Source organism: Dictyobacter arantiisoli (genome assembly GCF_008326305.1).
In the GTDB taxonomy this organism is placed as follows: Bacteria; Chloroflexota; Ktedonobacteria; order Ktedonobacterales; family Ktedonobacteraceae; genus Dictyobacter; species Dictyobacter arantiisoli.
On sequence record NZ_BIXY01000004.1, the window covers coordinates 49,043 to 66,560 of the forward strand.

Here is a 17,518-nt window from a genome sequence, read left to right on the forward strand (position 1 = left end):
TTAAAAGGAATATAACACAGATGCAACAACAGACAACCCGTCAGGTAGATGCAGATATGCTTGCTCATAAATATAAACTTGGCTCCTTGCGTACTGCCTATGATCTCGTTCATGCCTCTTTTTGCAGACATATCTTTGCAATTGTATTTGCCTCACTTTTTTTCTTGCCCTTTTTTTGGTTATTACCAACCATTCAATCTGTTCAATTAAAAATGGATATTTCATCATTCCTGCTCTTACTGCTTGCTCTGCTTTTTCCAGGTGCTGGCCTCTTTATGATAATCAGAATCGTTGTTGGGTGGATACATGTCTATCATAGGCGCGGCTCAGCACTTCTACTCTATACCTATGGCCTTATATTACTGCAATATCAGAAGCAACGAGTTGTTTTTTCTGATGTGCTTCACTGGCAAAACGTTGCTCTGATCTGGCATGAGGTCCACCAGAAAAGCGGTCCTGAAGAGACCGGCGCGATCATAGATATCTACAAAATACAAAACAAGCAAGGCGTTCTGTTCGGAGGGAACTCATTTGAGTTCAATATGAATAAGTTGGGTAAAATCGTCGAGCAAGAAACGCTTCCCTACCTCTGGCCCTCGACTGTTGATGCCTATCAGCGTGGGCATCTCGTAACCTTCGGTACGATCAGCCTAAGCCTGGATGGCATCCGCTACGCTGGACAACTTCTCCCCTGGCAGGCAGTGAAAGAAGTTCACTGTAATTGGGTGATTAAGATCAATCAACAGAGTGATGGTATGTTTTCGTCATGGGCCAAGATCTCAGATAAAGATGTTCCCAATATCCATCTGCTCTATGCTCTGCTCGATTTTATTCGCAATCAGCAGGGGCCTGCTGCTTTTTTCCTTGAAAAAAAGAGATAGGTTTAGCAAGATGTTGGAATACACGAATTTCATAATCAAGGTAGAGTCCCATTAAGACTTTCCTTTCATTTCATTGCTGCATTTTCATTGAAAGTGTCCTTAAAATCAAGGAAATAGTTGCTCCTAAAAGAAAGGTTTTTATGACGTATAAATCGTCTCGTTTGCTCTCTGCATATGCAGTGATCATGCTCGTTATCTTGTCAGCGTGCGCTCAGACCACGAGCACGAATATCGATCCTGGCACCAATCCTGGTGTTCTGGACCCCCACAAACAGTACACAGTCAACTTCTGGGAAACCTTTGACACAGGTGCCAATAAAACAGCCCTGACTAATCTAGTGAAGCAGTATACAGATACTCATAAAAATGTCAAAATCAACTTGCAGTCGTACGACTCCTATAGCACGCTGGAGACAAATTTAGCCGCAGCCTTCAGAGCCAACAAGCCTCCTGCCATCGCACAAACCGATGACAGCGATGCTACGTGGTATCAGGGGGAGGGCAATCTCGCTTCCCTAAAACCATATATTACCGGGAAAAATGGGCTGAGTCAGTCGGACCTGTCAGACTTCTATACATCACTTCTGAAAGAGGGTCAGATCAATGGTGAGCAATTTACGTTGCCTTTTAACAAAAGTGATGAAGTTCTTTACTATAACGCCACTCTGCTGAAGAAAAACAACTTGCAGCCGCCGACGACGCTCACTGATTTGGTCGCCGATATTAAGATACTCACGAAAGCCGATGGCTCACAGTGGGGATTGTCTCTGACTCCGAGTGTGGATGAATGGGCCACGATCTTCAAGGATCTGGGTGGTAAAAACTTCATCTCGCCAGATTCTCAGCATGTGCTCTTCGATCAGGGTAGTGACGCACCATATGCTCAGCAGGCACTTGAGCTGTTCGCACCACTGGCTAAAACAGGTGCCGTACATGTCACCACCGGATATAACTGGCAGAACGACTTTACCAGCCAGAAAGCAGCCTTCGCATTAGGTACAAGCGCCAGTTATCCATTTCTCAAAGCACATGGCGGCAGCAAATTTGACTTTAATGACGCCGCCTTTCCCGGAGGTCCAGCTGGTCAGTTCACCGTACTCTATGGAGGAAGCAACTTAGCCTTGCTCAGTGGAGTTAGCATCGATACACGCAACGCCGCCTGGGACTTCATGAAGTTCCTTGTGAGTACCACGTCGAACATCTCTTTTGTGCAGCAGACAGGCTCTATACCCATACGGCAGAGTGCCTTCAATAGTCAGAGTTTGCAGAGCTACTATGCTCAGAATCCTGCCAGTAAGGTTGGCCTGACGCAAATGTCGCATACCTACGTAGCCTCGACTATTACTATCTGGGATGAGTGCATCGGCTATATCACGACTAATTATGTCAGCGTCCTGAACGGACATAGCACAGCAGCCGCAGCCCTGAAAAATATGGCCCAATCATGTAATGATAACATAGACATGGCTTAAGAAGGTGTCGGACTTCCAGTCCCATCGGGATCTTACTGTTTGACCGGCTGGCAGGCGCATGCGCGCCTGCGCCCTTTTTAGTGTGTGGTGTCGGAAAAGTTCTTCGAACTTTTTCCGACACCACACACTAAAAAGATGTTTGAGCACCGCAGGTGCGAAAAATCATGCACAGAGATTATGGAGAGCATGGGAGTCCGACACACTCTAATGTATTGTAAATTTGCGAATGAGATTGGCGGATTCAGCAAGAATCCGCCAATCTCATTCGCAAATTTACATTTGTAGCCACCAAAGCACGTGGACCATCCCAAAAGTTTGCGCTGATGATCTTGCTCAAAGTGTATCAGCGTCTCTATTACTTTCCAGAGCCGCAAACCATTCCTGGAGCGGTGATCAGCCATATCCGTGCGGTCATGAAGCTGGAAGCGGACCTGGTGCCCGATATTTCCCCGGCGACCCTCCAGCGCTACCATGTTGCCCTGCGGGAGCACTTGGAGATTACAACCCTGGGCAAGCAGGCTCGCCATGTTGCTACCCGTGCGATGCACACGTCAGCCCAGGTGATGAACAACCTGGCGGATCTCATCAATCCTTTAGCACGCTAGATCGCCTGGCCCGACGTATTCGGACCCTGCAAAACTATGATGTATATCGCATAAAATAGACTCAGCTATGTTATACTGACGGCAAATAGGATTTCAAATTGCATCAAAGGATATATGATTCATGTTTTTTCGTCATGCCAGCGTGCTCTTTTCTGATGCGGAGGAAGGGGGTCAACCTGCTTCTGGCGATGCTTCTCTATCTGTGAAAGTGAGCGCACGTCGTGGATTGATGCTCTATTTTGTTTTATTGCTTGTCTGCTCTGTCCTCTCCAATAGCTTTGCATTGATCTCTCGGAGCTCATTTTCTGGCTTTTTCATCATGTGGTCGCCAGGGATCGCTGCCCTATTGACTCGTTTGCTTCGGCGCGAAGGTTGGGATGATATTTCGTTGCGCTTCGGTCGAGGCCGCAGCTGCTTTGCCATCGTTTTTGCTGCGATTATACCAGCTATCGTAGCGTTGATCGCTTATGGCACAGCCTGGCTGACGCATCTGGCACAGCTGGTCCCCTTTCATGCATCCCCTAATATGACCGTAGCTCTGACCTTCCTGGGAAAAAATCCCGCCTGGCCGGTGAGCCTTTTCTTGTTGCTGGCGATGCTGGTATCTGAACTGTTTAATGCCGCTGGCGAAGAGCTTGGCTGGCGCGGTTATATGTTAACACGGCTGATCGATGCCGGAGTTCCACGGCCCGTCCTGGTCAGTGGCTTGATCTGGTCTTTCTGGCACTGGCCGTTGATATTCCTGACGGCCCCGCACTTTGGCCTTCCGCTCATCTTTTCAGCCTGTATCTTTCTGACCACCATCACCTCTCTGGGCTATCTTGAAGCGCGGCTCCGCCTCCAGACAGGGAGTATCTGGCCCTCGATTGTACTGCATGCCGCCTGGAACAGTTGGATTGTCGAGCTTTTCAGTTCCCTTTCCGGCGGTGGTGATACCTCCCATTGGATAGGAGAATCGGGCATCCTGGTGGCCCTTGTCATGATCATTGTTGCCACCTTCTTCTGGCGTGGCAACTGGAAAATACGGCGCAGCGTCGTTTAAATCAATCCCTGGATGTCATTTGCTGAGTTTGGTGCCCCACATTAAGCTTACCTGTAACTGGGCTTCTGTACTGGATTTAGCCAGGACCGCACCTACTTCCGCATCGATTTTAACGGCAAATTGGACCTCAAATGCAGCGGGTCGAATACTCTCCGGGATGCTACTGACGTTGTTTGAAACCTGTTCAGCGCAGGTACGGATCAGATCCATCGCTTTGGTAAAAGCATCCTGTGCCTGTATTGGTATGGCAAGATCTCGGGGGATTTCGCCAGCGTGCATCGAGCCATTGGCGCTGGGTGCGTCATCAACTTCGATATAGACTACCACATCTTGTCCCCCGGTATTTGTAAGAATATTCTCGATAATTGCCATTAAAATCTCCTTACTCCCATTTGTAGATATAGTTGCTTGCTTTGTTCGGCGATGTACTGATAGAGCTGTAAGAGTTGTTGGCTTTCTTTTTGCCAGCAGAGCTCGGTACGGGCGATCTGACGGGCATGCTGACTGATACGCTCCAGTTCTGGTGGGTCGTTGAGCATAGCGTTGATGGCGGTACCTATATCTGCCGGGTCCATTGAGCGTACGACCTGTCCAAGGTCATAGGTAGTGAGAATCTCGCCTACAGCCTCCAGAGGGGAGGATAGGACGGGCAGGCCAGCATGGATATATTCAAAGAGCTTGTTGGGTAAGGCCATTTTCATATTGCGTGTGTAATCAAGTGGGATAATGGTCAGACCGATATTGGCTGAAGCCGTCCAATCTTGCAGTGTTTCATAAGGGACCGCTGAGATGATTTTTACGCGGTCCTGCACGCCCTGAAGCTGGATGAGTTGTTCGAGTTCGGCTCGTGTGGTCCCAATATTTTGTCCTAATAAGACGATGACCTGTCCAGGATCGAGATAGGCTGCCGCACGTACCAGACGTTCGAGTCCACGATCAGGTTGCAGATTGCCTTGATAGAGTGCGATGCGTGTTTGCGCTGGCAGGTCAAGATGGATGCGCAAACGTTCGCTTGTGCTCATCTTGCTCCCTTTATCCTTATCCTTATCCTTATAAAGAGGGATGTTGCGTATGAGTACCACGTTGCTCATATGGTATTTACGTTGCAATTCCCGGGCAATGGGTGGCGAGACGGTAATCACTGCTGCGCAACGTGGCAAGACATAGCGCAAAAACGCCCGCATCCAGATATAGAAGAAGCGACGGCCACGTGTGAGCGCGTGGGAAGGTCGATCCTCAAGGGGAAGTTCATAGGCTTCAAAGATCAGTGGTTTTCGGCGTATTAGCGCCGCTACAAAGCAAGCCGGGAGTGCAGTCCACTCGCAGGCATGATATATATCTGCTGCTTGCTTGAGTAGTATAGAGGTCGCAATGAGAAAGCAGTTCAGCGCGTTGATGCCATAACCATCCGCAAAACGCCGTTGTTGAAAATTGGGCCGCAGCGCGATATGCTGGAGCATATATGGCTGTATCTCGGTACTATTCTCCTCCAGGCTGGATGGTTTGTCAGCCTGGACATCGACGACCAGAACCTGGCAACCAGCTTGTGCCAGTGTTGCCGCATTGCGTCGTAAGCGCACGTCGTCCTGTAGCGCACGCGCGACATGCATACAGATACATAGTGGCTGACTTATCTGAACAATCGCTTCAGTTTCAGAATCATGAATAGGGAAAAGCATTTTCATCGCTGATTCTTTCTCATTTAATAAGCTGTACAGATTATTTCATCAGGATAGTTCACAATTTTGCATACATATGCAGACATTATTTGATGGTCCGGGCATACCGTTGAAATATTCTCTATTATTCCTGGTACTGGCTTCCGATCGCGCGCGTCCATTTGCCCGCTGGATGAGGGATAATGCGTTGGAGGCGAGCATGCAATGTAGCAGTTAATAGGTCATAGTTGAAATGCTGTTGAATATAACTATGCCCATGCTGTCCCAACTGCTTGACTATATCTGGATGCGTTTGCAGATAGAGGACAGTTTGAGCCAGGGCACTGGCATTTTCAGGTTCGCTGTAGATGGCAGCTTGCGCCTCTTGTTCCGCGATGCGTCGAGCTTCGCCATTGACTGCCAGTAAAAGCGGGCGTCCACAGGCCATGGCCTCATACATTTTTATGGGCAGCATGGCCGAGAGCAGCGGCAGATTGCGTGTATGTGCCAGACAAACATCGGCGGCAGCCAGTATGGTTGGCATTTGCTCATGCGGCAAAGGATCGAGAAAGTGAATGTTGTGTAGTTGTCGCCGTTGCGCCTCGGCGACGAGCTGTGCTTTTTCCGCGCCATCTCCAATCAGCACATAACGAATATCTGCTTGCTTACTCGTCTCTGCGGCAGCATCCAGGATGGTATGTAAACCATGTGTTAAACCATGAGTGCCAGCATAGAGAATAATAAAGGCATTGTCCCAGCCGAGCAACTGGCGGGCTTCAGACTGAGATTGCGGGCGAAAGCGTTCGGTATCAACGCCGTTATGGAGCAAGAATACTTTGGAGGCTGGCACACCGCGCTGGATCAGCGTATCACGCATACCTTCTGTAACGGCCCAGACCAGACGAGCTCGCTGATACGTTTGCCATTCCAACCATGTAGCGAACTTGATCAGCAGGGGATTGTGGAGTGCGCCCAGTTGTACGGCTGATTCAGGCCAGAGATCCGCTACCCAGAAAATATAAGGACAGCGCTTACGCCAGCTTAGCAGATGGGCAGCCAGTACGGTAAAGAGTGGTGGAGACTCGACAATAATGATATCCGGGCTCCCCAGTGCCGCGCTACCGATCATGGCAGTCAGGCAGCCAAAGGACAGATAAGAGAGGATGCGCTTGAAAAATCCTGTGTTAGGACTGGCATAGCTCCATGTACGTATCACCCGCACACCCTCAATTATCTCAGTCTGTAAAATGTGGCCTCGATAGCGGCGGGGAACATGTCCGGTTGGATAGCTGGGGACGGTGGTCAGAACGGTAACTTGATGACCATAATGCAGGAGACGTTGCGCGGTTTCACCAACACAAACCGCAGCAGCCGCCTTTTCGGGATAATAATAGCGCGCTATAAAAAGGACATGCATCACATCACCCCTTCTACCTATCAGTTAGCAGCGCATCGCAACAATCAATATGCCCGCTACCTTCAGGAAAATCACTACATATCCATGTACCCTCTCCTTATTTAACGTAACAGATGTGCTTTTGTTAACAAAGTGCCAAACTCCCAGTACCATCGAGATCTTGCTGCTGACTCGCTGGCAGGCGCGTCGGCGCCTGCCAGCAGGTGAGCCACAAAAACCAGATGGGAGCGGGAATCAAACACTTTGTTAAGGACTATCTCGTCCCTCGCACCATACAGAACCATGGGAGAGGAAGCGTACGCTTCCTTGCTCCCATGGTTCTGCATGCTCCTCATCCTTGCGTTGTGTTGATGGGGGGTTCGAGGAGTAGGATGGATGGAACCTGATCGGGTGCAGCCAGTCTCAGTAACGCATAGCCAATACCTGCCAGGCCAGTCATCAGGCCGGGTGTTTCGATGCCCTGGGGGACTCCCGTAATCCAGCCCTGAACTTCTATGCTATAGAGTAGCATAGAGGAAAGATGTTGAATATGTGTTTGATAGTGTTCATCCCCAAGCAAGTGTTGTGCAGTGAGCAGGATATCCAGGTTGCCCAGATCACCGTGGCAGAGGGAATGGTTGGCGCTAAAACCATCGGTAAGAGTCGTTTGCAGGGCGTTCTCGATTTCTTCTCGAATCTTCTCATCATCGCAGGTAGCCAGGGAACCCAGACGAGCCAGCGCAATCCCAGCTGCGCCATGGCACCAGGTGGTCATATATTCCTCATCCTCAAAGCCTGTCAACTCAGTTTCATGGTTGGACAAAGCAACCTTGCGTCTATCGGGCCAATTTTGTTTCTCCTGTGAATACAATTTGCGCTCATATTCCCAGGCAACAAACGCGCTCCTGCGGAAACGTGCCTTCCCACTGATCTCAAAGAGTTGACACAAGCTCCACGCGATCCCTGCATTCCCCTGAGAAAATCCAGTCAAAGGGAGCTTATAAGGACGGGAAAGCCATCCGCTTCCCTCGCTGGTATGCTGCATCTGCGCGAGCAAATGATCCCCACATTGGATAGCCGCCGTTAAGATAGTTGACGACGGCAACACTGTATAAAAGCTGGTCAGGATAGCTAGAAAACCTGCCGTCCCGCCAACGATATCCAACAATTGATCTTGCTCGACAAGGGCTGCAAGTTGTGGGATCAGCGCCTCGGCCTCCTGATGGAGTGTCTGGTCCTGCCAGAGCGAGCCAAGTTGTAGCAAGAGATAGACATAAGAACTCAAGCCAGTAAAGGCTCCGATACGATACCGCTCTGCATGTTGTAGGACATTCTGGAACTGCTCGCGGGTCGCAGCCAGGATATCCTGTGCGAAGGCTGTATAGTGTTGCTCGTGTGTGATGTGACCCAGATAAGCCAGGAAGAGCGCAATCCCAGTGTTTCCATTATAGAGATCAATATCTGTCGGCATAATGCGCCAATCGTATTCGCTGAACTGTTGCATGGTCAGCCACTCGATTGTTGTGCCTGCCCGCAGGGCCTGTTCGTTAAGTCGCTGTCCAATCTTCCGAGCAGCCGTCAGCAAATGTTCCTGAGTAGCTAAAGGACTGGTCGGATCTAGCTGGACGGCGCGGTGAACACGTTTATCTGTCAGCGGGGCCACACTGGCAAAGGTTGCCTGGATAAACCAGATCTGGCGCTCAAGGTCCTGCTCACTAAAGTTTTTGATATGATTGGTTGCCATCTCAAGTCCGGTAGTGGTAAAGAAATCTGGAATTACATCGCCGTGGGTTGTGAACAAATCGTGTGAGGTTGGTGTGGTCGTAAAGAGGGGAACATCGCCTTTCCAGAGATCGGCTCGTTCACTGGCGATAACACGCGTCAAAAGCGGCTCCTGGGCGGCATCCAGCCATAGACGATCAAAAAAGCGATCACGCTCAAGCGCATCGCGTAAAATCTCGGGATGGTAACTATTATTAAGGAGAATTGTGTAGAAGCGTGTGGGACGCACCAGGCAACGTATCTCATCATTAACAAAGAGTGGCAGTACATCGTTTAGCAGGATCTGGCGATTTTTGAGGATAAGATGGTATGCTGCGCTGAAGCCTTTAATGATTGAAGGGCAGTACTGTAATGTATCAACCTCTTTCCCGTATAGTTGTGGTCGATGATTACCGAGCTGGATCTCAACCTGTTCCAGTTTTATTTGCATATTGTCGGTACCCAGCTCTGCCCAGCGTGGTACCGGCATGGGCGTCTTCTGCCCGGCTGCGCCGCCCAGCCCACTGATATCGATGCTCTGGCCCTGCTCATTCGTCCAGATGCGTTGTGGCAAGAGATTGGTGCGCATCACCGATCTATCCATTGCCTGCATGGCTGGATGATTTTTCGCGGCCTGATCCTGCTCACCAATAGGCGGATGAAAGAGGGCTTCGAGGTCGATCAAGATTGGATGCTCGCCTGCCGCGATCAGATTTTCTCCATGGAAATCAGTCGCTTCCAGGGCATAGAGGAGAGCCAGATAACCTCCTTGCCGTTCATAGAAACGAGCAACCTCTTCTTCGGATGAGCAAGAGCGTCCGCGTATAAACTCTACCCAACCATACTGCTCTTGATTGAGGATCTTGATGGTCTGGAATGCTGGTTGGAAGCCTTGCTGATTGATCCAGGTAAGCACTTTTTGAAAATGTACATCGATGGCAAGCGAGCGAGGTTTATAGACTAATTGAAAGCCAGAACTCCATGTCAGAATAGCGACACTGCGTCCATGGCGATGAGTATCTCCCTGCTCGGATCGAATCTCAATCAAAACACCTGGATCTTGCCCGGCATTTAACTGCGCACAAATTTCCTGCCAATCATTGCAGAGTCGCGTCAACAATTCAAGTTCATAATTGACCCACATATCAATCGTTTCTACCAGTTGTCTTCCCAGCACGACATATTCTTCCAGGAGTGGTAGCATGCCCTGTGGTAGCATGAGTTGTTGGATAAAATCGTGAAAGCGCGCCTCAGATGTCTTCCCTTGCAGACGGCCCTGGACGCGAGCAATATTCAATTCGAGCACCAACGTTTTGAGCAGTTTAGGTAAGACACGTTCAGGAATATGCCTTGAGAGGAGTGAAACTATCTTCTGAGGCTCAAACGGTAAGTGAGTATAGATTTGTGCCAGTTCCTGTACCCCTGCTTCCAGACGTATCAGACCGGCAGTCATCAGTGGCTCGATGGTATCCAAAAAAGACAGATTTCCGGCTGGTGGCTGTTGTTTTACTCTGGCAAACAACGGTGTTGGATCACTGTCCGCCCGCCTGGTAGCAAATGTATCAATAAGCGTAGCGAGCCAGGGCAAAGACGTTGTCTCTGCCAACCGGCCTTGTAACTGTTCGACTGGCTCACTCAGGAGCGTAAAAAGATCCTTTTCGCTCAAAGCATCGGCTGCCAGACGTTGGGTAAAAAGTGTTCCCTGCTTAAATGGTGGTTGTTCTTTCCAGCTTTGGAAGCGCTGCCTGACGCTGTCTGAGACAGACTCTGGCTCAACAGACGGCTGCTGTGTCGTATCCGGTAGGAGAATAGCTCGCTCAGTCAGGGTAAGAGCGCGATACCAGAGAGCTTTATAGTGAGCCTGCTGTTCGTTTGAGGGCAAAAGTTGTTTCATCATTTTCATCTTTCCACTGGGCCACCCCAATACAAATTGCCCGATGAGCTATGTTATTGTTTCGTATGCAAACGAGCGTTTTTTCGCTATGGCAACCTTGAACATAGCACTGTCCTACAAATCTGATCATACACGGTTGTGATACGGATGCATGTGAATATGCATGTGAATATGAATATAGACGAATGCGTAACGTACCACATCACGATTAGCGTCGTGATGTGGTCGTGGTACGTTGGTCACTTATGACCAGGATGGTAACGTGAACCAATCACTCTCTCTGATCAGTCCAAGCATGTTACCGGTGCTGATTGTGTCTTAGTGGCAGGGATTGCAGGGATCACAGCTGCCGCCGCCAAAATCGCCACCGAAACCGCCGCCCCATGAGCCGCTGTGGTGATGATAGAAGCCGCCGCCATAGCCATAGCCACCGCCCGACTCGCCACAGGGATCGATGCCCAGGTTGATACCCAGGCCGAGGCCGAGGCCACCAAGCAAACCACCGCATTCAGGACCACAGGCACCACTGATGGTCGCCAGATCAATATCAGTTAGCTCAAGTGTACCAATGGGATTCTGAGGAAGCTGTGCGCGCTCCTCATTATTCAGAGAATTGCGATATTGGGCATCTTTCCAGGCGCGTGCGATATCAATAATCATGGTATGGAAACCTTTCTTGTATGAAAAAACTATTCAGGTTGTTGATTGGCGATCGGTAAGGGCAGCAGTAATTGTCTACTACCCTCACCGATCTGTGTTAGCACCTTGCGGGCTTTATAGTGAGCAACCAGGCTTAAAACCTAGTAGCAACCGCCACCGAAGAAGCCGCCATAGCCGCCACCGAAGAAGCCACCATAGCTACCACCACCGAAGCTACCACCATAGCTACCACCACCGAAGCTGCCACTATGTCGGAAGAAGCCACCTTCACCGAAACCACCCTCACCAAAGCCACCGAAGCTGCCACCGAAGCTACCAAAGGCACCATCGATATTAGCCAGTTCGGTGTCGGTCAGCTCAACAGCTCCAACCGGGCACTGCGGAAGCTGCGCGAGTTCCTCGCTGGTTAATGAATTGCGATATTGGGCATCTTTCCAGGCACGTGCGATATTGATGTTCATTGTATGTATCCTTTCTCTTTGCATTGCAAAGACTTGTTTTTATTGGTACCGTCAAAACATTTTCAGGGAGACATGCGCTTTCATAAGAGAAAAAAGTTACTAACACTTTACGTACCGTCCATCCCATATGAACTTACTGTATTGATCAATAAGCTTACGCATGTCTTGTTTTTTCTTCGTATACTTCTCGAACTCGGCACCTAAATGCATTATAAAAATTCATAAAACAAGCGAGTAGCGTTAATTCAATGGAATTTTGAAGAATAATTCATAATAGCAATAGAATTAATGATTATGTTAAGTATTGATGAATATTGCTTTCATTTTTTAAGGTGGTGAGTATTGCTCCTATCGAGTTTTTTATAGCTCACATAAACTCAAAAAGGATAATTTCTTGTGTATTTCTATGAATTTTTCTCTATCTCGAAAAATGAATAAAACTTTAGAAAGTATATAAATGCTAGTTATACAAGCTTATTTGCATTGATTCTTATAATGTATAAAGAAGTAGCTAATTTGTAGAGTAGTGGAAATAGGTGGATAACAGGTATGGCAACCAGAGGTTCCATTTTTCGGGATCAGGCACTTGAGCACCATAAACGCAGGCGGGATAAAACATCTCTGCCGCACTTTATGCCTTTTCCTGTGACATTTTTGTTATGGTTCTTACTTGCATTCTTGCTAGTGATGGGGGCTCTGGCCTGGAATGAGCAGATTCCCCTCTATATTCATGTTCCAGGTGTTGTGCTGGATGCCCATAGCACTATGGGCACGAAGAATCAGGCTGGAGGCGCTCCAATTGCGGCAATTTTTTTGCCCGCAGACCAGTTGGCGAAGATTCACCCCGGTCAGTCAGCAGATATCCAATTTGGAACAGGGCAATCTCAATTTCAAAGCAACGTAATTAAGATTGAATCTGGCATGCTTAGTCCAAATACCCTGCATCAACGCTACGGTGTGAGACAAGATGTTGTGACGCAGCCAGCGGCTGTGGTGCTGGTCCAAATCAAGGGAACGGTGGCTGCATCCGCTATGGGAAGCCTGGTGATGGCTACTGTGCAGACTGGATCACAACGTATTATCGCGCTTTTGCCGGGTTTAGGAAGTTTAGTGGGGGCGTAAGACAGTATGATACATATGACAAATCAAAAGCCGCAGGTAGATCAGCAGCAAGAAATGAAATCAAAAGCCGCATATTCAAGACATTCTATTATCAATAAGCTGTGGAGTAAACGCGTCCCTGTATTATTACAGATGAGTGAAGTTGAGTGTGGTCTCGCCAGTCTGGCGATGGTTTTAAGCTATCATGGTCGCGAGACGTCCATCTCTGAATTGCGCACATTGTATGGGGCCAGCCGTGATGGTGTCTCGGCTTTAAATCTGGTCAAGGCGGCACGCAATCTGGGGATGATCGCGCGTGCGGTGGCGTTGCAGCGCAATGATTTTCACGATGTAAGCTTACCGGCGATTGTGCATTGGCAATTCAATCACTTCCTGGTTGTCGAGCGCTGGACGCCTGAACTGGTGACCGTGGTTGATCCTGCTTCCGGACGACGTCAAATAAGTGAAGATGAATTTAGTAATGGGTTTACCGGCGTTGTGTTGATGCTCGAGCCAGGCATGGATTTCCATCGTCGCCACATCTCATCTCCCCTTTCACTGCGGATGTATGCGATCCAGGCCATTCGCCAGGCACCGGGTGCACTATTCCAGGTCATTCTGGCATCCATTCTATTGCAAGTCCTGGGGCTTATTCCCCCCATTTTGACGGAAACGGTGATTGATAAAATCATCCCGGCGCACCTCAATAATGCTATGTTGCTTCTGGGTGTGGGGATGTTGATGCTCGTCTTTTCCCAGGGCTTTCTGACGCTGCTCCGTGAATGGCTCCTCATTTATGTACGGGCACGTATTGATACACATATGATGCTGAGTTTTTTTGAACATCTCTTATTATTGCCCTATAGTTTCTTTCAACAACGTTCCAGTGGTGACCTCCTGACGCGCATGGCAAGTAATACGATTATTCGCGATACTCTCAGCGGTCAATTAATCTCAACCATGCTGGACGGCAGCATGGTAATCCTGTATCTCTGTATTCTGATGGTGGAAGCACCAACCTTTGGCGTGCTGGCATTGGCGATTGGTTTGTTACAGGTATTGCTGATTTTGAGTGTCTATCGTCCTATTGCGAGTCTGGCGGCGCAAGAACTGGCGGCGCAAGGCAAATCTCAGGGTTATATGGCTGAAGCATTGGCCGGTATAGCGACCCTCAAAGCTGCTGGCGCTGAGTATAGTGCACACGAACGCTGGACCAATCTTTTCTTTGACCAGCTTAACATCTCGATCAAGCGTAGTTATCTTTCGACAGTTGCCAGTACGATGTTGTTGATTCTACGTGTTTTCGCACCCATGGCCTTGCTCTGGGTCGGGGCGATTCAGGTACTCAACGGTGCCATGACCGTCGGCACTATGTTAGCGTTAACCTCGCTCTCGACCTCTTTCCTTTCGCCACTCTCTTCGCTGGCAAGTAGTGGACAACAATTACAAATCGTAAAGGCACATCTCGACCGTCTGGCAGATATTATGACCGCTGAGCCAGAGCAGCGTATTCAGGGGATTCAGGGTATTCAATCGCCGCCCCGGTTGTCTGGTTATATTCGCCTCGAAAATGTGGGTTTCCGCTATGCGCCTGAGACACCGCGTGTCTTGCATTCCATTAATCTGAATATTGTTGCCGGTCAAAAAGTTGCGCTGGTGGGGCGTACCGGATCGGGTAAGAGCACGCTGGGAAAGTTGCTATTGGGATTATATATTCCAACCGAGGGCCACATCTATTATGATGGAATTCCGCTGGAGCAACTGCAATATCAGGAGGTGCGGCGGCAATTTGGAGTAGTGTTACAGGATTCGGCCATTTTTAGTGGTTCAATCATGGAAAATATCCTCTTTAATGATTCTACCCTGGAGAAAGATTATGCCGTTCAGGCGGCCCAGATGGCGGCCATTCATGAAGATGTTATTAAGATGCCGCTGGGGTATGAGACTTTGGTAGCTGAAGGTGGGAGTGCCTTATCCGGCGGCCAGCGTCAGCGCCTCTCCCTGGCACGTGCGATTGCCCATCATCCAGCGATTTTGCTCTTAGATGAAGCGACCAGTAATCTGGATGTCGTAACGGAACAGATTGTGGCCCAGAATCTAGAGGCGTTACCGTGCACGCAAATTATCATCGCACATCGCCTGAGCACTGTCCGCAATGCCGATCTGATTCTAGTCATGGATCAGGGCACAATTGTGGAAAGCGGCACCCATCAGGATTTGTTATTACGTAACGGCTTTTATACTAATCTGGTCAAGCAACAGATGGAGAAAAAATCGCCGCGCCCACTACTACGCAAATTTTAACCCAAATACCGAGAAGGTGGAACGCCGATCCACCCGTAGCAGTCACCCTTCCCGGGCAATACCGCTTCAATAGCCCATGCTCTTGACGGAGCACCCTGAACCATGAAATTGCTCCCAATTTCAGAGGAATCATGAAGCGGTATTGCCCGGGAAGGGTGACTGCTACGCTTTTTGCGTTTTGCGTTGTTGCAATTTAGTCGTGACCCAACGGTAGCAGAAGATCAGTAAGAATAGCCAGAGTGCTCCAGAGAGATAGCCGCCGAGAACATCACTGAGCCAGTGCTCACCTTCCAGGACGCGTGAGTAGCCAATACAAAAAATTGCCAGTCCTGCAAAGATTTGAAAAGGTATCAGAATCCAATGATAGCGCCACTCGCGTACCGCTCTTGTAAAGCTGAGATAGAGCAATGAGCCATAGAAGACTACATCGTGCTCGGTATGGCCGGAAGGGAAGCTATTAAAATTCAAGGGTGTATACACATGAATAAGCTTCGCACCTGGGCGTGGTCGCTGCACATAATCGCCAATCAACATATTGGTGCCGTTTCCCACCCCCAGGGTTAATAGAAAGAAAGCAACCTGTTTGAACCAGCGCATCAGCAAAAAGATCAGGGCTACGATAATCACCTCCGCAATCGAAGGAGGAATATCGTTAAGCGAGCTGAAGAAGGTGAGAAACGCCAGGATCGCAGGGGCGTAGTGGATCGCTTGAACGGCGCGTGAGAATGCCACTTCTCCTGGCAGTGGTCCTTTATGGGCATGAATATACAACGCTGCCGCAGCCAGCAGACAAACTCCCAGCATCCACAAGATTCTTTCAATTATATGGCGTACATGTGCATCATGCCTGTCCTCTCCACCTGCTGTTCTCTCAGCAGAAGGAATATAACTGCTCTCCTGTTCGAGGGGACTGGTGACATCCGACATAGTGTTCCTCCATGTATGAACGTAATATAATATCTGAGCTATACACGTTACTGAGGATTAATCAGATGCAAGAATGGCATTTGAAGTAACCTTGCTATATTTATATGAGGTAGAGATATTGTTACTATATATGGAGATTGTATCCTGGATGTTTTAACAATAATCTAACTTAGAATTATGTTAAGAAAAAGCATAGCAATAATGGAAATAAAACGTGAGAACAGTGTATGATGGTGGTGGTTAGTTGGACGTTTTTCTCGTCGCTGCTGAGCTAAATTGCTTGAAGGGTAAGAGGATTCTGGCGTATCAAGGCTGCATATAAGTTTTTGCCGGAAATGATGCCTGATAATTTAGGTTGCTATTCCAGGAAAAATAGGCAGCATATTGGGTGCAATATAGCTCTTTTATAGGATAATTTGGGATATTTTTGTGTATACTAGCAAGTATGGGTTACATTGAACATATCCAACCAGTATATATCTAAATGGAGCGAGCAGTTCCTCGCTGATTGCTTCACTATATGGAACTAACCCTTTCCAGTAATCTGCATTGAGGAAATAAGAAGAAAGGTTTGCATCATGGTCCATCGGATGGATGATCCCTTTTCCACTGTTGATTTAGACGATGGCTCTATGGTGGATATGACTATGCCAGGGGTAAAAGAAGATACTGATAGTGCTGTTGTACATAGTATGCAGGGCGCGCTCTCCTATTACTTGCATGAGTATCAGGATGCAGTTGATGCGTTTACGAAAGCTATCAATGTTTATGTATTGCGTCCCAATGAGTCAGAGAAGCTAATTGAGCTGTATCGGCAGCGAGCCGAGGCTTATCGGAAACTTGAGAACTATACTGCTGTGGTTGTCGATTACAGCAAGGGCCTGGAGCTTGATCCGCAACGAGGACAGTTTTATTGTAGCCGGGGCATTGCCTACAAGATGTTGGAGCAGTATGATCTGGCGTTGCAGGATTATACGACTGCTATGCAGGTCGCTCCTCAACTTGCAGAACCCTATTATTGTCGCGCGATCCTGTATAGTGTGGTGTTGCATAAGCCTGAGCTGGCGATTGCTGATTATACGGAAGCTTTGCAGCGTGAACCTGCTCTGGCACAGGCATACATGAACCGTGGACATGATTATTTGCAAGTAGGAAACTTTGAGCAGGCATTGGCCGATTATACACAGGTGATTCAATTACAACCTGAATTAGCTGTGGCTTATTATGAGCGTGGTTCTGTGTATAAATTATTGGCACAGCCCGAGTCTGCCCGGAAGGATTATGAGCAAGCTTTGCAGCTCGATCCCGCTTTGAAAAAACTGGCAAATTACCTTTAGCTTTTTCTCGCCAGCTTCT

At 48.6% G+C, this 17,518-nt stretch carries 14 protein-coding genes; 7 read left to right on the top strand and 7 right to left on the bottom strand.

The features are described 5' to 3' along the window. The first annotated feature begins 20 nt into the window (after positions 1 to 20). From F1593_RS02435 to F1593_RS02450, 4 genes are all read left to right on the top strand, one after another. On the top strand, positions 21 to 881 hold the full coding sequence (locus tag F1593_RS02435; RefSeq protein WP_149399975.1) for a DUF6585 family protein: 861 nt from the start codon (positions 21 to 23) through the stop codon (positions 879 to 881). Between the two features lie 140 nt (positions 882 to 1,021). Continuing rightward, positions 1,022 to 2,353 carry an extracellular solute-binding protein gene (locus F1593_RS02440; protein ID WP_149399976.1) on the top strand — a complete coding sequence of 444 codons (1,332 nt, stop codon included), beginning with the start codon at positions 1,022 to 1,024 and terminating at the stop codon, positions 2,351 to 2,353. 263 nt (positions 2,354 to 2,616) lie between these two features. After that, on the top strand, positions 2,617 to 2,958 hold the full coding sequence (locus F1593_RS02445) for a DUF4158 domain-containing protein (RefSeq protein WP_268907001.1): 342 nt from the start codon (positions 2,617 to 2,619) through the stop codon (positions 2,956 to 2,958). Between the two features lie 121 nt (positions 2,959 to 3,079). Then, entirely contained in the window at positions 3,080 to 4,000 is a 921-nt protein-coding gene (locus F1593_RS02450) for a CPBP family intramembrane glutamic endopeptidase (RefSeq protein ID WP_149399978.1), read from the top strand. A 15-nt stretch (positions 4,001 to 4,015) separates the two neighbouring features. On the opposite strand, the gene F1593_RS02455 is transcribed toward F1593_RS02450, so the two are convergent. From F1593_RS02455 to F1593_RS02480, 6 genes are all read right to left on the bottom strand, one after another. Continuing rightward, on the bottom strand, positions 4,016 to 4,372 hold the full coding sequence (locus F1593_RS02455) for a CU044_2847 family protein (RefSeq protein ID WP_149399979.1): 357 nt from the start codon (positions 4,370 to 4,372) through the stop codon (positions 4,016 to 4,018). Beyond that, positions 4,372 to 5,685, bottom strand: a complete 1,314-nt coding sequence (locus F1593_RS02460) for a glycosyltransferase family 4 protein (RefSeq protein WP_149399980.1) — start codon at positions 5,683 to 5,685, stop codon at positions 4,372 to 4,374. Before F1593_RS02460 ends, F1593_RS02455 begins: the two co-directional genes overlap by 1 nt. A 118-nt stretch (positions 5,686 to 5,803) precedes the next feature. Beyond that, entirely contained in the window at positions 5,804 to 7,075 is a 1,272-nt protein-coding gene (locus F1593_RS02465; RefSeq protein ID WP_149399981.1) for a glycosyltransferase family 4 protein, read from the bottom strand. Between the two features lie 331 nt (positions 7,076 to 7,406). Then, complete coding sequence (locus F1593_RS02470; RefSeq protein ID WP_172631804.1) at positions 7,407 to 10,712, bottom strand: type 2 lanthipeptide synthetase LanM family protein; 3,306 nt, start codon at positions 10,710 to 10,712, stop codon at positions 7,407 to 7,409. 315 nt (positions 10,713 to 11,027) lie between these two features. Beyond that, entirely contained in the window at positions 11,028 to 11,369 is a 342-nt protein-coding gene (locus F1593_RS02475; RefSeq protein WP_149399983.1) for a mersacidin/lichenicidin family type 2 lantibiotic, read from the bottom strand. 140 nt (positions 11,370 to 11,509) lie between these two features. After that, positions 11,510 to 11,830 (bottom strand): mersacidin/lichenicidin family type 2 lantibiotic, encoded by a 321-nt coding sequence (locus tag F1593_RS02480; protein ID WP_216368751.1) that lies wholly within the window; start codon positions 11,828 to 11,830, stop codon positions 11,510 to 11,512. A gap of 549 nt (positions 11,831 to 12,379) precedes the next feature. Here F1593_RS02480 and F1593_RS02485 point away from each other — a divergent pair. Together F1593_RS02485 and F1593_RS02490 are read left to right on the top strand one after the other, a co-directional pair. Further along, positions 12,380 to 12,952 carry a hypothetical protein gene (locus F1593_RS02485; protein WP_149399985.1) on the top strand — a complete coding sequence of 191 codons (573 nt, stop codon included), beginning with the start codon at positions 12,380 to 12,382 and terminating at the stop codon, positions 12,950 to 12,952. A gap of 6 nt (positions 12,953 to 12,958) precedes the next feature. Next, positions 12,959 to 15,235 (top strand): peptidase domain-containing ABC transporter, encoded by a 2,277-nt coding sequence (locus F1593_RS02490; protein ID WP_149399986.1) that lies wholly within the window; start codon positions 12,959 to 12,961, stop codon positions 15,233 to 15,235. 162 nt (positions 15,236 to 15,397) lie between these two features. On the opposite strand, the gene F1593_RS02495 is transcribed toward F1593_RS02490, so the two are convergent. Continuing rightward, positions 15,398 to 16,162: a phosphatase PAP2 family protein gene (locus F1593_RS02495; protein ID WP_149399987.1), complete on the bottom strand. Its 765-nt coding sequence runs from the start codon at positions 16,160 to 16,162 to the stop codon at positions 15,398 to 15,400. A 578-nt stretch (positions 16,163 to 16,740) separates the two neighbouring features. Here F1593_RS02495 and F1593_RS02500 point away from each other — a divergent pair. Continuing rightward, on the top strand, positions 16,741 to 17,499 hold the full coding sequence (locus F1593_RS02500; RefSeq protein ID WP_149399988.1) for a tetratricopeptide repeat protein: 759 nt from the start codon (positions 16,741 to 16,743) through the stop codon (positions 17,497 to 17,499). The last annotated feature ends 19 nt before the right edge of the window (positions 17,500 to 17,518 follow it).

Bases quoted from the DNA above. Each gene is read 5' to 3' on its own strand.
- F1593_RS02485 (WP_149399985.1), top strand. From the start codon at position 12,380: ATGGCAACCAGAGGTTCCATTTTTCGGGATCAGGCACTTGAGCACCAT.
- F1593_RS02435 (WP_149399975.1), top strand. From the start codon at position 21: ATGCAACAACAGACAACCCGTCAGGTAGATGCAGATATGCTTGCTCAT.
- F1593_RS02490 (WP_149399986.1), top strand. From the start codon at position 12,959: ATGATACATATGACAAATCAAAAGCCGCAGGTAGATCAGCAGCAAGAA.
- F1593_RS02440 (WP_149399976.1), top strand. From the start codon at position 1,022: ATGACGTATAAATCGTCTCGTTTGCTCTCTGCATATGCAGTGATCATG.
- F1593_RS02455 (WP_149399979.1), bottom strand. From the start codon at position 4,372: ATGGCAATTATCGAGAATATTCTTACAAATACCGGGGGACAAGATGTG.
- F1593_RS02460 (WP_149399980.1), bottom strand. From the start codon at position 5,685: ATGAAAATGCTTTTCCCTATTCATGATTCTGAAACTGAAGCGATTGTT.
- F1593_RS02465 (WP_149399981.1), bottom strand. From the start codon at position 7,075: ATGCATGTCCTTTTTATAGCGCGCTATTATTATCCCGAAAAGGCGGCT.
- F1593_RS02495 (WP_149399987.1), bottom strand. From the start codon at position 16,162: ATGTCGGATGTCACCAGTCCCCTCGAACAGGAGAGCAGTTATATTCCT.
- F1593_RS02475 (WP_149399983.1), bottom strand. From the start codon at position 11,369: ATGATTATTGATATCGCACGCGCCTGGAAAGATGCCCAATATCGCAAT.
- F1593_RS02450 (WP_149399978.1), top strand. From the start codon at position 3,080: ATGTTTTTTCGTCATGCCAGCGTGCTCTTTTCTGATGCGGAGGAAGGG.
- F1593_RS02500 (WP_149399988.1), top strand. From the start codon at position 16,741: ATGGTCCATCGGATGGATGATCCCTTTTCCACTGTTGATTTAGACGAT.
- F1593_RS02470 (WP_172631804.1), bottom strand. From the start codon at position 10,712: ATGATGAAACAACTTTTGCCCTCAAACGAACAGCAGGCTCACTATAAA.
- F1593_RS02480 (WP_216368751.1), bottom strand. From the start codon at position 11,830: ATGAACATCAATATCGCACGTGCCTGGAAAGATGCCCAATATCGCAAT.